This is a genomic window from Streptomyces sp. NPDC020898 (genome assembly GCF_044333925.1).
Taxonomy (GTDB): domain Bacteria; phylum Actinomycetota; class Actinomycetes; order Streptomycetales; family Streptomycetaceae; genus Streptomyces.
In genome coordinates, this window is sequence record NZ_JBIRRV010000001.1 from 77,978 (window position 1) to 93,553 (window position 15,576).

12 protein-coding genes are annotated in these 15,576 nt (G+C 70.3%); 7 read left to right on the top strand and 5 right to left on the bottom strand.

Annotated features, from left to right (window positions below):
• Positions 1–23: 23 nt before the first annotated feature.
• From whiA to uvrC, 4 genes are read right to left on the bottom strand one after another with little or no spacing between them, the layout of a single operon-like run.
• Complete coding sequence (whiA, locus tag ACH4TV_RS00360) at positions 24–1,007, bottom strand: DNA-binding protein WhiA (protein ID WP_398392662.1); 984 nt, start codon at positions 1,005–1,007, stop codon at positions 24–26.
• On the bottom strand, positions 998–2,065 hold the full coding sequence (gene yvcK, locus ACH4TV_RS00365) for a uridine diphosphate-N-acetylglucosamine-binding protein YvcK (RefSeq protein WP_398392664.1): 1,068 nt from the start codon (positions 2,063–2,065) through the stop codon (positions 998–1,000). Before yvcK ends, whiA begins: the two co-directional genes overlap by 10 nt.
• Positions 2,062–3,114: an RNase adapter RapZ gene (gene rapZ, locus ACH4TV_RS00370; RefSeq protein ID WP_398392666.1), complete on the bottom strand. Its 1,053-nt coding sequence runs from the start codon at positions 3,112–3,114 to the stop codon at positions 2,062–2,064. Before rapZ ends, yvcK begins: the two co-directional genes overlap by 4 nt.
• Entirely contained in the window at positions 3,111–5,207 is a 2,097-nt protein-coding gene (uvrC, locus tag ACH4TV_RS00375) for an excinuclease ABC subunit UvrC (RefSeq protein ID WP_398392667.1), read from the bottom strand. Before uvrC ends, rapZ begins: the two co-directional genes overlap by 4 nt.
• 321 nt (positions 5,208–5,528) lie before the next feature.
• Between uvrC and ACH4TV_RS00380 the strand changes: the two genes are divergently transcribed.
• From ACH4TV_RS00380 to ACH4TV_RS00390, 3 genes are all read left to right on the top strand, one after another.
• The gene (locus tag ACH4TV_RS00380; RefSeq protein ID WP_398392669.1) at positions 5,529–6,488 is read left to right on the top strand and encodes a hypothetical protein; all 960 of its coding nucleotides are present in this window, start codon (positions 5,529–5,531) and stop codon (positions 6,486–6,488) included.
• Between the two features lie 146 nt (positions 6,489–6,634).
• On the top strand, positions 6,635–7,783 hold the full coding sequence (locus ACH4TV_RS00385; RefSeq protein WP_398392671.1) for a LacI family DNA-binding transcriptional regulator: 1,149 nt from the start codon (positions 6,635–6,637) through the stop codon (positions 7,781–7,783).
• Positions 7,780–8,745 carry a carbohydrate kinase gene (locus ACH4TV_RS00390; RefSeq protein ID WP_398392673.1) on the top strand — a complete coding sequence of 322 codons (966 nt, stop codon included), beginning with the start codon at positions 7,780–7,782 and terminating at the stop codon, positions 8,743–8,745. Before ACH4TV_RS00385 ends, ACH4TV_RS00390 begins: the two co-directional genes overlap by 4 nt.
• Before the next feature lie 72 nt (positions 8,746–8,817).
• Here the strand turns inward: ACH4TV_RS00390 and uvrA are convergent, their stop codons facing one another.
• Positions 8,818–11,850, bottom strand: coding sequence for an excinuclease ABC subunit UvrA (uvrA, locus tag ACH4TV_RS00395; RefSeq protein WP_398392675.1), 3,033 nt, complete (start codon positions 11,848–11,850; stop codon positions 8,818–8,820).
• A 224-nt stretch (positions 11,851–12,074) separates the two neighbouring features.
• On the opposite strand from uvrA, the gene ACH4TV_RS00400 reads away from it, so the two are divergent.
• The 4 genes from ACH4TV_RS00400 (at position 12,075) to ACH4TV_RS00415 (ending at position 15,555) form a co-directional block, all read left to right on the top strand.
• Positions 12,075–12,761, top strand: coding sequence for a maleylpyruvate isomerase family mycothiol-dependent enzyme (locus ACH4TV_RS00400; protein WP_398392676.1), 687 nt, complete (start codon positions 12,075–12,077; stop codon positions 12,759–12,761).
• A gap of 30 nt (positions 12,762–12,791) precedes the next feature.
• Positions 12,792–13,448 (top strand): MBL fold metallo-hydrolase, encoded by a 657-nt coding sequence (locus ACH4TV_RS00405; protein WP_398392678.1) that lies wholly within the window; start codon positions 12,792–12,794, stop codon positions 13,446–13,448.
• 317 nt (positions 13,449–13,765) lie between these two features.
• A complete protein-coding gene (locus ACH4TV_RS00410; protein ID WP_398392680.1) occupies positions 13,766–14,650 on the top strand; it encodes an ABC transporter substrate-binding protein in 885 nt (294 codons plus the stop codon).
• Positions 14,647–15,555, top strand: a complete 909-nt coding sequence (locus ACH4TV_RS00415; protein ID WP_398392682.1) for an amino acid ABC transporter permease — start codon at positions 14,647–14,649, stop codon at positions 15,553–15,555. Before ACH4TV_RS00410 ends, ACH4TV_RS00415 begins: the two co-directional genes overlap by 4 nt.
• Positions 15,556–15,576 lie beyond the last annotated feature (21 nt).

Genomic DNA, 15,576 nt, shown 5'->3' on the forward strand with positions numbered 1-15,576 from the left:
CGTCAGCCTTCCTTGAGGCTTCGTCAGCCCACGTCGGCCATCTCCTCGGAGAGGCTGGACTCCGTCCCCGGAATGCCGAGGTCCTGGGCGCGCTTGTCGGCCATGGCGAGCAGCCGGCGGATACGGCCCGCGACGGCGTCCTTGGTCAGCGGCGGGTCGGCGAGGGCGCCGAGCTCCTCCAGGGAGGCCTGCTTGTGGTCCATACGCAGCCGGCCGGCCGCCGCGAGGTGCTCGGGCACGTCGTCGGCGAGGATCTCCAGCGCGCGCTGGACGCGGGCGCCGGCGGCGACGGCCGCGCGCGCGGAGCGACGCAGGTTGGCGTCGTCGAAGTTGGCGAGCCGGTTCGCCGTGGCGCGGACCTCGCGGCGCATCCGCCGCTCCTCCCAGGCCATCACGGACTCGTGCGCGCCGAGCCGGGTGAGGAGGGCGCCGATCGCGTCCCCGTCCCGGACGACTACCCGGTCGACGCCCCGCACCTCGCGGGCCTTGGCGGCGATCGACAGGCGGCGGGCGGCGCCGACCAGGGCGAGCGCGGCCTCGGGGCCCGGGCAGGTCACCTCGAGGGACGAGGAACGTCCTGGCTCGGTCAGCGAGCCGTGGGCCAGGAAGGCCCCTCTCCAGGCCGCCTCCGCGTCGCAGGTGGCCCCGGAGACCACCTGTGGGGGCAGCCCTCTGATCGGGCGCCCACGGCCGTCCACGAGCCCTGTCTGGCGGGCCAGCTGGTCGCCGCCGGCGACCACCCGGACGACGTAACGGGAGCCGCGGCGCAGTCCGCCGGGTGCCATCACGATCAGTTCCGAGCTGTGGCCGAAAATCTCCAGGATGTCCCGCTTGAGGCGGCGCGCCGCCATCGCGGTGTCCAGCTCCGCCTCGATCACGATGCGCCCACTCACCAGGTGGAGGCCGCCGGCGAACCGCAGAATGGCAGAGACCTCCGCCTTCCTGCAGCAGGTACGGGTGACGGGGAGCCGGGAAATCTCGTCCTTCACCGCTGCCGTCATCGCCATGGGCCGATCCTTCCATGCATCCGAAAAATACGGTCGTACGCGGCGGCCAACAGCTCCGTATCGTGCCGTGGAGATCCGTCGGGCCGGGCCACCGGCGCCAGCTCGACCGCGGCGCCGAGCCGCTTGGCGGCATCGGTCAGCAAGTCGCGGTCGGGCACGGCAGCCTCGTCGGCCAGCACCACGTCCAGGGCGAGTTTAGGGGCGTGTCGTCCCAAAACCTCCAAATGACGCTGCGGAGAGAAGCCATCGGTTTCTCCGGGTTGCGGCGCGAGGTTCAGCGAGAGTACCCGCCGCGCCTTCGTCTCGGTGAGCGCTTCGAGCAGCTCCGGCACCAGCAGGTGCGGGATCACCGAGGAGAACCAGGAGCCCGGCCCGAGGACCACCCAGTCGGCGTCCAGGACGGCGGCGACCGCCTCCGGGACAGCGGGCGGGTCGTGCGGCACGAGGTGCACCGACTGCACCTCGCCGGGCGTCAGCGCGACGGTCGCCTGCCCTCGTACGGTGTCGACGTCGTCGGGCCGCTCCGGGTCGTGCCCCTTGACCAGGGCCTGCAGTTCCAGGGGTACGGCGGACATCGGCAGGACGCGGCCGTGCGCGCCCAGGAGCCTGCCGACCAGGTCGAGGGCCTGGACGTGGTCGTCGATCTGCTCCCACAGGGCGACGATCAGCAGGTTGCCGACCGCGTGGTCGTGCAGGTCGCCCTTGGACTGGAAGCGGTGCTGGATGACGCGGGCCCAGGTCTGGCCCCATTCGTCGTCGCCGCACAGCGCGGCCAGGGCCTTGCGCAGGTCGCCGGGCGGCAGCACGCCCAGCTCGTCGCGCAGCCGGCCGCTGGAGCCGCCGTCGTCGGCCACCGTGACGACGGCGGTCAGATCGCCGGTGATCCGCCGCAGTGCGGCGAGCGAGGCGGACAGGCCCATGCCACCGCCCAGGGCGACGACCTTGGGCTGGGCGCCCCGGCGGCGCGGCTTGGCCCCGCGGGCCTCGACGGACCGGCCTCCGCGGCTCTCGGGGGTCACCCGGCGCAGCCTGCTCAGCCGCGGTGTACGTCCCGTCATTCCCGTCCCATGTCCCGGTGCACGATCACGGTCTCCACGCCCTGCGAGGCAAGGCGGGCGGCGAGCTTCTCGGAGGTGGCGACCGAGCGGTGCTTGCCGCCTGTGCAGCCGACCGCGATGGTCACATAGCGCTTGCCCTCGCGACGGTACCCGGCGGCGATGAGCTGAAGCAGCTCCGCGTACCGGTCGATGAACTCCTTGGCGCCGGGCTGGTTGAAAACGTACGCCGACACCTCCTCGTTGAGGCCGGTGAACGGGCGCAGCTCCGGCACCCAGTGCGGGTTGGGCAGGAACCGCATGTCCACGACCAGATCGGCGTCGACGGGCAGGCCGTACTTGAAGCCGAAGGACATCACCGTGGCCCGCAGCTCGGGCTCCTCCTCACCGGCGAACTGGGCGTCCATCTTGGCGCGCAGTTCGTGCACGTTGAGGCTGGAGGTGTCGATCACCAGGTCGGCGTCGCCGCGCAGCTCGCGCAGCAGTTCGCGTTCGGCGTCGATGCCGTCGACGATGCGGCCGTCCCCCTGGAGGGGATGCGGCCGGCGCACCGACTCGAAACGGCGCACCAGGGCGTCGTCCGAAGACTCCAGGAAGACGATCCGCCGGGTGACGCCCTTCGTCGCCAGGTCGGCGAGCGACTCGCGGAGGTTGTCGAAGAAGCGCCTGCCGCGTACATCGACGACGACCGCGATCCTGGCGACGTTGCCCTGGGAGCGGGCGCCGAGCTCCACCATGGTGGGGATCAGCGCGGGCGGCAGGTTGTCGACGACGAACCAGCCGAGGTCCTCCAGACACTTGGCGGCCGTCGAGCGGCCGGCTCCGGACATGCCGGAGATGATCACCAGCTCGGGGATGGCCGCTTCGGGTGCCCCTGCTGTCTCGATGCCCGTACCCACTTGTTCTCCGTCTTTCTGGCCCGGCGGTTCCTGGCCTGCCGTGTCGCCCGGTGCCGGGCCCTCGGCGTGCCGCGAGCGATCGTCGCCCGCTTCCTTGTGACCTGCCTGGCCTTCCGCTGTGTGCTCGGCCTTCGGCGTCTCGTGCTCGGTCATCTCTCCTGCCCCCGTCGCTCGTCCGGGGCGCCCGCGGACACGGACTCCCCCGCGGAACCCGTCCTCGTCCCGGGTTCCCCGTTCTGCGTGTCCGCAGTGCCTGCTGTGTCTTCCATGATCTCTCCGGTCGCCGTGTTGACGGCGGGTGCGGCCGGGGCCGCCTGTGCGAGGGCCACGGCGATCGTCTCGGCCGTCTTGAGGCCTATGCCGGGAACCTCGCGGATCTGGTCGATTGTGGCGGACCGCAGCTTCTTCACCGAGCCGAAATGCTTGAGCAGCGCCTGTTTCCGGGTTTCGCCAAGTCCGGGCACGTCGTCCAGGGGACTCGCCCGGAAGCGCTTGGCCCGTTTGACGCGCTGGTAGGTGATCGCGAAGCGGTGGGCCTCGTCCCGCACACGCTGGAGCAGATACAGGCCCTCGCTGGTGCGGGGCAGGATCACCGGGTCGTTGTCACCGGGCAGCCAGACCTCCTCCAGGCGCTTGGCGAGGCCGCAGACGGCGATGTCGTCGATGCCCAGCTCGTCCAGCGCCCGCTGGGCGGCGGCGACCTGCGGCTGCCCGCCGTCGACGACGACGAGCTGCGGCGGATAGGCGAACCTCTTGGGCCGCCCCTCGTCGTCCTTCAGCTCCTCGCCGGGTTCCTGGCCGGGTTCCTGGCCGGGTTCCTGGCCGTCCGCCCATTCGCCGGTCTTCTCCTTCTCCGCGATGTAGCGCTTGAAGCGGCGGCCGATCACCTCGTGCATGGACCGGACATCGTCCTGCCCCTCGAAGCCCTTGATCTGGAAGCGCCGGTACTCGCTCTTGCGCTGGAGGCCGTCCTCGAAGACGACCATGGAGGCCACCACGTCGTCGCCCTGGAGATGGGAGATGTCGTAGCACTCGATCCGCAGCGGGGCGCCGTCCAGGTCGAGGGCCTCGGCGATCTCCTCCAGCGCGCGCGAGCGGGTGGTGAGGTCGGAGGCGCGCTTGGTCTTGTGCAGCACGAGCGACTGCTGGGCGTTGCGCTGCACGGTCTCCATGAGGGCCTTCTTGTCGCCGCGCTGCGGGATACGCAGCGAGACGCCCGACCCGCGCCGCGCCGCCAGCCACTCCTGGACGGGCTCCACAGGGTCGGGCAACGCGGGGACGAGGACCTCCTTGGGTACGGAGTCGCCCTTCTCCTCCCCGTAGAGCTGCTGGAGGGCGTGCTCGACGAGAGCGCTGGTGGTGATCTCCTCGACCTTGTCGGTCACCCAGCCCCGCTGGCCGCGTACCCGCCCACCGCGTACGTGGAAGATCTGCACGGCCGCTTCCAGCTCGTCCTCGGCGACCGCGATCAGGTCCGCGTCGGTCGCGTCGGCGAGCACGACCGCGCTCTTCTCCATGGCCTTCTTCAGGGCCTCGATGTCGTCGCGCAGGCGGGCCGCCCGCTCGTACTCCATCTCCTCGGCCGCTTCCGTCATCCGCTGTTCGAGCCGACGGATGTACGTGCCCGTCCGGCCGGCCATGAAGTCGCTGAAGTCCTCGGCCAGGTCGCGGTGTTCCTCGGCCGAGACGCGCCCCACACAGGGCGCCGAGCACTTGCCGATGTACCCGAGCAGGCAGGGGCGGCCGGTGCGGGCGGCGTTCTTGAAGACGCCGGCCGAGCAGGTGCGCACCGGGAAGACGCGCAGCAGGAGGTCCACGGTGTCGCGGATCGCCCAGGCGTGCCCGTACGGCCCGAAGTAGCGGACGCCCTTGCGTTTCTGACCGCGCATCACCTGCACGCGCGGGAACTCCTCGTTCATCGTCACCGCGAGATACGGGTAGCTCTTGTCGTCGCGGTACTTGACGTTGAAGCGGGGGTCGTACTCCTTGATCCAGGAGTACTCCAGCTGGAGCGCCTCGACCTCCGTGGACACGACCGTCCACTCCACGGAGGCGGCCGTGGTGACCATCGTGCGGGTGCGCGGGTGGAGGCCGGCCAGGTCCTGGAAGTAGTTGGCGAGGCGCTGGCGCAGGCTCTTCGCCTTCCCGACGTAGATCACCCGGCGGTGCTCGTCGCGGAATTTGTACACCCCTGGAGAGTCCGGGATCTGTCCCGGCTTGGGGCGGTAGCTGGAGGGGTCGGCCATGTCTCACACCCTACTGGCGGGGTGTGACAGCGAGGTGACCCTGTGGACGGCCGCCGCCCGGGGACCGGGAACTCGTCGCCGCCGGGACCGGACCGCGCGGGCGGGACGGAGAGCCGCGGCAGTTGCGCATGTTGCGCCTCAGGTGTTGTCCCGTCTTGGTCAACACGCTTCAATGCGGGGGAACTCGGGGCGGTGAACGGCCGCGTACGCAGGTGAGAACACGGGGGGCGAGGACGCCTCACACGCCCGCCGGACCACCCCGGCTCGTCCCACGCGCGCGGTCCGACCAGCTGCCGCGACCATTCACAGAAGGGCCCCTGCATGCGCCAAGGCACACCGCACGCGGACGTCGTCGCGCAGGACACCGGCGCGGAACTGGACACGGCCCTGCGGAGCGGCCCCTTCCATGTGGCCCTGCGGGCCGCGATCACCGCCCGCGGTCTGTCGCTGCAACGCGTCCAGCACCATCTGTCGCGGTACGGGGTGAAGGTCGGCGTCACCAGCCTGAGCTACTGGCAGCAGGGCGCCCGCCGCCCGCAGCGCCCCGAGTCGCTGCGGGCCGTACGAGCTCTGGAGGAGATCCTCGAACTGCCGGACGAATCTTTGATCCGACTGCTCGCCCAGGACGACGAGCGCTCCGGCGCACAGCGTCCCGGCGCCCGCTCGTACCGTTCCCTGGTGGAGGCCTCCGGAGTCCTGGAACAGCTGCTGACGGAGCTGGAGGCGCCGCCCGACGGCGATCTGCACACCCTCGGCCTGCACGAACGGATACGGATCGGCACGCGGCGCGAGCTCCTCGCCCGCGAGTCCCACCACATCGTGCGCGCCCACCGGGACGGCACCGACCGCTTCGTCGCCGTCCACCACGGCGACCCGGGGTGCGCGCCGGACCGCATGTCGGTCCACGCCCTGGAGAACTGCCGCACGGGACGGGTCCGCCGGCACCACGACACCGGGGTCCTCGTCACCGAACTGCTCTTCGACACTCGGCTGCACACAGGCGATACGTTCCTCTTCCGCTACGGCGTCGAGGACGGCACCGCCGGCGTGTCCCGCGAGTACGTCCGCGGGTTCGGCGTCCCGGGCGGCCAGTACGCGCTCCAGGTCCGGTTCGACGACGGCTCCCTGCCGGTGCGCTGCCACCGGTTCGCCCAGCACTCGGCGGCGGCGCCCCGCAACGGCCGCCAGGACCTGCCGATAAGCGCCCGCCATCGCTCGGTCCATCTCGTCGAACCGAGGCTGCGACCGGGCATTCTCGGCATCGGCTGGGACTGGGAGTGACCGGTCGGGCTCTCGCCCGGTCCGACCGCCGTTTCCCGCACGAGACGTAAGCGTTTACGTAAACGCTTACGCAAGCGTTTACGTCCTCCTTCGGATACGGTACGTTGCCGCCATCGAGCCGGACCGGGACGGAAGGCGGGGACTCCATGGCGACGATGGCCGACGTCGCGCGGCACGCGGGTGTGTCCGTGGCGACCGTCTCCCATGTCCTGAACGACACCCGTACCGTGCGCCCCGCCACCCGCCAGGCCGTCCTCGACGCCATCGAGGTGCTGGGCTACACCCCGAACACGCTGGCCCGCTCCCTGGTCACCGCGCGGACACGGTCCATCGGACTCGCGGTGTCGGCGATCAGCAACCCGTACTTCACGGAGATCCTTCAGGGCGTCGAAGCCGGCGCTATCGAACACGGCTACAGCCTCCTCATCGCCGACCCGCACGACGACCCCGAGCACGAACGCAAGGTCGTCCAGCTGCTGCACGAACGACGCGTGGACGGCATGATCGTCGCTCCCTCGGCGGACCCCGGCGCACTGGTCGCCTACCTGACCCGGCATGACGTACCGACCGTGCTCCTGGACCGGCTGCTCGACACCCCCTCGGAGAGCACCCCTCGCTTCGACCAGGTGTGCGCCGAGAACGCCGAACCCATGGCCCGGCTGATCGCCCACCTCACCGCGCTCGGCCACAAGCGCATCGGTCTGGTCGCGGGCCGCCCCGGCCTCAGCACCACGGTCGAACGGATCGCCGGCTACCGCATCGGCCTCGCGAACGCCGGGCTCCCCCACGACGAACGGCTGGTGGCGCACGGCGACTCCGAGTCGGAGGGCGCCGAACGAGCCGCCGCAGCCCTTCTCGCCCTCGCGGCGCCCCCGACCGCCCTGGTCACCGCCAACAACGCGATGACCATCGGCACCCTGCGCGCCCTGCGTGAGCGGGGCCTGTCCGTGCCGGGCGACCTGGCGCTGTGCTGCTTCGACGACTTCGCCTGGGCCGACCTCTTCTCCCCCGGACTCACCGCGATCGCCCAGCCCAGCAAGGACATCGGCGCCCAGGCGGTACGTCTGCTCCTGGACCGCCTGGCCGACCCGGACCGGCCGACCCGGACCGTGCGGCTCCCGTGCGCGTTCGTCCATCGCGAGTCGTGCGGATGTGACGAGCGGCGCGGCCGGCGACCGGTGACACGGGCGGCGGCGAAGTCCGGGCCACCCGGGACTTCCCGCCAGCCCGGGACATCCAGAAACTCCACGCACTCCGAGAACTCCCCCCAGGACGCGAAAGGCCCCGTCTCATGATCGTCGTCGCCGGTGAGGCCCTGATCGACCTGGTACCCCGGAAGGCGGGCGCCCTCGCGGATCTGCGGCCGGCGCTCGGCGGCGGGCCCTACAACACGGCGGTGGCCCTCGGCCGCCTCGGCTCCCGCACCGCGTTCTGCTCCCGGGTCTCGTCCGACGCCTTCGGCGAGGCGCTGCTCGACGGGCTGCGCGAGGCCGGCGTCGACGTGTCGTCCGTACAGCGCGGCACCGAGCCCACGACGCTCGCGGTCGCCTCGATCGGCGTGGACGGCTCGGCCGCCTACTCCTTCTATGTCGAGGGCACCGCCGACCGGCTGTTCACGGCACCCGCTCAACTCCCCGCCGCGGCACGGGCTGTGTCCTTCGGCACCTGCTCGCTGGTCCTGGAGCCGGGCGCGAGCGCGTACGAGGAACTGCTCCGGAGCGCCGCCGCGCAGGGCGTGTTCACAGCGCTCGACCCGAACATCAGGGCGGGCCTGATCCCCGACGCGGACGCCTACCGGGCCCGCTTCAAGAGCTGGCTGCCCTCCGTGTCGCTGCTCAAGCTCTCGGAGGAGGACGCGAAGTGGCTCGGTGGAACTCCGGACGAATGGCTGGCCGCGGGCCCCGCTGCCGTCGTGGTGACGCGGGGCGGCGCCGGGCTGACCGTCTTCACCCGTGACGGCTCGGAACACTCCGTACCCGGCGAGAAGGTCGACGTCGTGGACACGATCGGCGCCGGCGACACCGTGAACGCGGCGCTGCTGCACGGCCTGTCGGCCCGGGACGCCCTGTCCTCGACGGCTCTGGCCGGCCTGGGCCGCGACGGCTGGACCGACCTGCTCCGCCTCGCGGCCCACGCGGCGGCGATCACCTGCTCACGAGCGGGAGCGGAACCGCCGTACGCGGCCGAACTGGGCGCGCTGGAGGGCCAGTCCGTCGAGCCGCAGGGGCAGGGACAGCAGCAGGGGCACGGCGGCTGACTGTGCAACGTGCGGTGGCCCGCGGGGAGTTCCCGCGGGCCACCGTGTTCACCGGACCTGTCACCCGGACGCTCAGGCCTTACGGGCGCGAGTCGTCGTCTTCTTTGCCGGAGCCGTCTTCTTCGTGACCCCGGCCGTCTTCTTCGTCGCCGTGCTGTTGACGGTCTTCGCCGTGGCCGTCTTCTTCGCCGTCGACCTGGCTGCCACCGTCTTCTTGGCAGCCGTCTTGCGCGGGGCCTTCACCGAGGAGGCGTCGCTGACCCGCTCGGCGCCCAGGACCTCGCGCAGGAACTTGCCGGTGTGGCTGGCGGGGACCCCGGCGATCTCCTCGGGCGTGCCCTCGGCGACGACCAGACCGCCGCCGGCGCCACCCTCGGGGCCCATGTCGACGACCCAGTCGGCGGTCTTGATGACGTCGAGGTTGTGCTCGATGACGATGACCGTGTTGCCCTTGTCGACCAGGCCGGACAGGACCCTGAGGAGCTTGCTGATGTCCTCGAAGTGCAGACCGGTGGTCGGCTCGTCCAGGACGTACACCGTGCGTCCGGTGGAGCGCTTCTGAAGTTCGCTGGCGAGCTTCACCCGCTGGGCCTCGCCGCCGGACAGGGTCGTCGCGGACTGACCGAGCCTGACGTAGCCGAGGCCGACGTCGTGCAGCGTGTTCAGGTGGCGGGCGATCGCCGGAACGGCCTCGAAGAAGTGACAGGCTTCCTCGATCGGCATGTTCAGGATGTCGGCGATGGACTTGCCCTTGTAGTGGACCTCCAGGGTCTCCCGGTTGTAACGGGCGCCGTGGCAGACCTCGCACGGGACGTACACGTCCGGGAGGAAGTTCATCTCGATCTTGATGGTGCCGTCGCCCGCGCAGTTCTCGCAGCGTCCGCCCTTGACGTTGAAGGAGAAGCGGCCGGGCAGATAACCCCGCACCTTCGCCTCGACCGTCTCCGCGAACAGCCGGCGGACATGGTCGAACACACCGGTGTACGTCGCCGGGTTCGACCGCGGGGTGCGGCCGATGGGCGACTGGTCGACGTGCACGACCTTGTCGACGAGGTCGTCGCCCTCCACGCGCGTGTGGCGGCCGGGCACGCTCCTGGCACCGTTCAGCTCGCGGGCCAGGTGCGTGTACAGGATGTCGTTGACCAGCGTCGACTTGCCGGAGCCGGACACCCCGGTGACCGCCGTGAGGACACCCAGGGGGAACGACACGTCGATGTCCTGCAGGTTGTTCTCGCGGGCGCCGTGCACGGTGAGCCGGCGGGACGGGTCCTGCGGGCGCCGGATGTCGGGCAGCGGAATGGCCTTCTTGCCGGACAGGTACTGGCCGGTCATCGACTCGTCGTTGGCGAGCAGTTCCTTCAGCGAGCCGCTGTGCACGACCTTGCCGCCGTGCTCGCCCGCGCCGGGGCCGATGTCGACGATCCAGTCGGCCACCTTGATGGTGTCCTCGTCGTGCTCGACGACGATGAGCGTGTTGCCCATGTCCCGCAGCCGGACCAGGGTCTCGATCAGCCGGTGGTTGTCGCGCTGGTGCAGACCGATGGACGGCTCGTCGAGGACGTACAGGACGCCGACGAGTCCGGAGCCGATCTGGGTCGCGAGGCGAATGCGCTGGGCCTCGCCGCCGGAGAGAGTGCCGGCCGCGCGGTTCAGCGAGAGGTAGTCGAGGCCGACGTCGACCAGGAACTTCAGCCGCTCGTTGACCTCTTTGAGCACCCGCTCGGCGATCTTCTTGTCGCGGGCGTCGAGCTTCAGCTCGCCCAGGAAGTCCGCGCAGTCGCTGATCGACATCGCGGCGACCTCGGCGATGGACCTCTCCATGACCGTGACCGCGAGGACGATCGGCTTGAGGCGCGTGCCCTCGCAGGTGGGGCAGGGCACCTCGCGCATGTAACCCTCGAAGCGCTCCCGGCTGGCGTCGCTCTCGGACTCGCTGTGCCGCCGCTTCACGAAGGGGACGGCCCCTTCGAAGGGCGTGGTGTACACGCGCTCCCGGCCGTAGCGGTTGCGGTAGCGCACCTCGATCTGGGTCTTGTGCCCGTACAGGAGCGCCTTTTTGGCGCGCTGCGGCAGGCCCGCGAAGGGGATGTCGGTACGGAATCCCAACGCGTCCGCGAGGGCCGTGATGAGGCGGCTGAAGTAGTCCTTGGTGTGGCCGTGCGACCACGGGTGGATGGCGCCCTCGTCGAGGGACTTGTCCTCGTCCGGGACGATCAGCTCGGGGTCGACCTCCATGCGCGTGCCGATGCCCGAGCAGTCGGGGCAGGCGCCGAAGGGCGAGTTGAAGGAGAAGGAGCGGGGCTCCAGTTCCTCGAAGGACAGGTCGTCGTACGTGCAGTACAGGTGCTCCGAGAACATGCGCTCGCGCTCGGGATCGTCCTCGGGGAGGTCGATGAAGTCGAGCACGACCATGCCGCCGGAGAGGCCGAGCGCGGTCTCCACGGAGTCGGTGAGGCGGCGCTTGGCGGTGTCCTTCACCGTGAGGCGGTCGACGACCACCTCGATGGTGTGCTTCTCCTGCTTCTTCAGGACGGGCGGTTCCGAGAGCTGGATGGTCTCGCCGTCCACCCGCGCGCGGCTGTACCCCTTGGTCTGGAGGTCCGCGAAGAGGTCGACGAACTCGCCCTTGCGCTCGCGCACCAGCGGCGACAGCACCTGGAAGCGGCTCCCCTCCGGCAGCCCCAGGACCTTGTCGACAATGACCTGCGGCGACTGGCGCGAGATGGGCCGACCGCACTCGGGACAGTGCGGCTTGCCGATGCGCGCGAAGAGCAGGCGCAGATAGTCGTAGACCTCGGTGATGGTGCCGACCGTCGAGCGCGGGTTGCGCGAGGTCGACTTCTGGTCGATCGAGACGGCCGGGGAGAGGCCCTCGATGAAGTCGACGTCCGGCTTGTCCATCTGGCCGAGGAACTGGCGGGCGTACGACGAGAGCGACTCGACGTAACGGCGCTGGCCCTCGGCGAAGATCGTGTCGAAGGCCAGGGAGGACTTGCCCGACCCGGACAGGCCCGTGAAGACGATGAGCGAGTCGCGCGGGAGGTCGAGCGAGACATTCTTGAGATTGTGCTCGCGCGCGCCACGGACGATGAGACGGTCGGCCACGCCGGTCCGCACCTTTCTTGGGAGAAGTGACAGGGGCGGGGCCCCCGTGCTTTCTCAGACTAGGGGGAGCCACTGACAACGCCGGTCGGATCCCTGGGTTGGTAAACAATCCCCGGCCATCCAGCATGCCCGACGCCACGCCCGACCATATAGCACGCACATTCGATTTGCGGGTCCGGTCCACCGCCTTCACCCGAACGTGTGGCGGAGCTATCGTCGACACCATGAACGATCATGTGCGCGACCTGGCATCTGTACGTGACGCGACGGAACGGCTGCTCACCGCAGCCGCGAAATTGAACAACGATTCGGTGGCCGAGCCGTCACGACTTCCGGGCTGGACGCGCGGCCACGTCCTGGCCCATCTCGCCCGCAACGCGGACGCTCTCGTGAACGTCTTCGCGGGCCGCCCCATGTACGCGTCCGCGGAGGCCAGGGACGGCGACATCGAGCGGGACGCTCCGCGCCCCCTCGACGTGCACCTCACGGACGTACGCGAGAGCGCGGCCCGCCTCCTCCGGTCGTGGGCCGCCACCGCGGACTGGTCACGCACGGTGGAACTGCGCAACGGGGTGACCGACAGCGCCTCCGGGGTGCCGTTCCGCCGCTGGGCCGAGGTCGAGCTGCACCACGTGGACCTGGGGATCGGGTACGAGCTCGAAGACCTCCCGGCGGAGTTCGTCGAGCGGGAGATCGCGTTCCTGGCCGACCGGTTCGCAGGCCACCCCGAGGTGCCTGCCACCACGATCACGGACGGCACGCGCGCGTGGAGCACGGGAAGCGCGGCGACCGCACCCGAGGTCACGGTCACCGGGCCGGCGCCCGCCCTGCTGGGGTGGCTGTGCGGCCGCCGGGACGGATCGGGGCTCGACGTCTCGGGCGGGGTCCTGCCCGCGCTGCCCCCGCTCTAGGGTCACCGGCGCCGCTATAGGCTGAACGCCATGACGTACAGCGGAGCGGTGAAGGTCGGCGGCCCTGCCGATGTGCACGAGCTGCAGGACCTGATGATCACCAAGGTCGCGGTCGGCCCGATGAACAACAACGCCTATCTCCTGCGCTGCCGGGCCACGGACGAGCAGCTGCTGATCGACGCGGCGAACGATGCCCGTACGTTGATCACACTGATCGGCGACGACGGCATCGCGTCGGTCGTCACCACGCATCAGCACGGGGACCACTGGCAGGCGCTCGCGGAGGTCGTGGCGGCCACCGGTGCCCGTACGTACGCGGGCCGGGACGACGCCGAGGGCATCCCCGTGCCGACCGACGTACCGATGGACGACGGGGGCACGATCCGCGTGGGGCGCGTCGAGCTCACCGCGCGCCATCTGGTCGGGCACACGCCGGGCTCGATCGCCCTCGTCTACGACGACCCGCACGGGCATCCCCATGTGTTCACCGGGGACTGCCTCTTCCCCGGTGGTGTGGGCAACACGCGCAAGGACCCGAAGGCCTTCGCCAGCCTGATCCACGACGTGGAGACGAAGATCTTCGGCCCGCTCCCGGACGAGACCTGGGTCTATCCGGGCCACGGCAGCGACACCACGCTGGGGGCGGAGCGGCCCCATCTGCCGGAGTGGCACGCACGGGGCTGGTGAGCCCGCCGGAGAAAACCTCGCACGCACGGTGGTGAACCTCGTTCCAGGGGCGTGCAGTTGACGACCGCGTGCCCCGTGTGAAGCGAACACACATGCTGGTGTCGCGCACGCGCTCCCAGCGTGCGCCCTGGCGCAGTCCACTGGAGGCAGCCCCGCACAGGATGACGGCTCCTGGGCGGCACGGGCCGCCGGCCTGTCGATCCCCGCCCTCGGCCGGCGGCCCCGGCGTTCACAAGAACGCAACACACGTTCCCACCATGCGGACATTTCCGCCTGTGACCTGGACAAATGGCACGCTCCGCTGCCACTCTCCCGCCATGCATGTTGCCCCTCACCTCGTGCGCCGGGTCGTCTCCGCCGCCACCGTCGCCCTGCTCGCCACCGCCGTCGGCTGTGCCCCGCAGCCGGAGGAGGAGAGCGCCGCCCGACCCACCGGGACGGCCGGAGCCACCTGCGCCAAGGGCAAGTTGGCCACCGAGACCTCGGGCAAGTTGACGATCGCCACAGACGAACCCGCGTACGAGCCGTGGTTCAAGGACGACAAGCCCGCCAGCGGTGAGGGTTTCGAGTCGGCGGTCGCGTATGCCGTGGCACAGCAGCTCGGCTACGACAAGGCGAACGTCGTGTGGCAGAGCGTGCCCTTCAACAAGGCGTTCGCGCCCGGGGAGAAGACCTTCGACTTCGACATCAACCAGGTGTCGATCAGCGACGAGCGCAAGAAGGCCGTGGACTTCTCGTCCGGCTACTACGACGTGCGCCAGGCCGTCATCGCGCTGAAGAGCTCCAAGGCCGCGAAGGCGACGAGCATCGCGGACCTCAAGGGCCTCAAGTTGGGCGCCCAGGTCGGCACCACGAGCCTCAACTACATCAACGATGTGGTGAAGCCGACGCAGGAGCCGGCCGCGTACGCCAAGAACGACCAGGCCAAGGCCGCGCTGCAGAACGGTCAGGTCGACGCCATCGTCGTCGACCTGCCGACCGCCTTCTACATCACCGCCGCCGAGTTGACCGACGCGCAGATCGTCGGACAGTTCGAGAACCAGGGCGGTACGCCGGAGCAGTTCGGGCTCGTGCTCGACAAGGGCAGCGCGCTCACCTCGTGCGTGACGACCGCGGTGGATGCCCTGCGCAAGGACGGCACGCTCGCCTCCATCGAGAAGCAGTGGCTGTCGGACGCCGTCGACGCGCCGGTTCTCAAGTGACCGCAGTGAAGGAGGAGTCCGCGCAGGAGGACCCGGGCGACCTGCCGGACCGGGGAGACGGTTACGTCCCCTCGCAACGGCGGATCGACCGTGAGCGGTACAAGCGCACCCGCGCGCGCCGTGCCACGTCGATCGCCGCGGTGTCCACCCTGGTGACCGGGGTCGTCCTCTACCTGGTCGTCGTGAACGCGCCGGGCTGGCCGCGCACCAAGGAGACGTTCTTCAACGCGCAGTACGCGCGCGAGGCGTTCCCCAAGGTCCTCGAAGGGCTGTGGCTCAACGTACGGCTGCTGCTGGTCTGCGGGGTCGCGGTGCTCGTCCTGGGCATGCTGATCGCGATCGCCCGTACGCTGCGCGGCCCGGTGTTCTTCCCGCTGCGCGCGCTGGCCGCCGCGTACACGGACTTCTTCCGCGGCCTCCCGCTGATCATCAACCTGATGATCGTCGTCCTGGGTGTCCCGGCGCTGCGGCTGACGGGCATCACCGTCGACCCGGTGATCCTCGGCGGTACGGCGCTGACGCTGACGTATTCGGCGTACGTCGCCGAGGTGTTCCGGGCCGGCATCGAGTCCGTGCATCCGTCGCAACGGGCGGCGGCGCGCTCGCTCGGGCTGACCAACCGGCAGACGCTGCGACACGTCGTGCTGCCCCAGGCCGTACGCCGCCAGGTGCCGCCGCTGCTGAACGACCTGGTGTCGCTCCAGAAGGACACCGGGCTCGTCTCGATCGGCGGCGCGGTCGACGCCGTGCGCGCGGCCGACATCATCGTCGGCCGCAGCCTCAACTACACGCCGTACATCGTCGCGGGACTGGTCTTCGTCGCGCTGACCATTCCGATGACCCGCTTCACGGACTGGGTGACGGCCCGGATGGACCGGCAGCGGGCGCAGGGAGGAAACCTGTGAGCGACATCCCCGACAACCAGC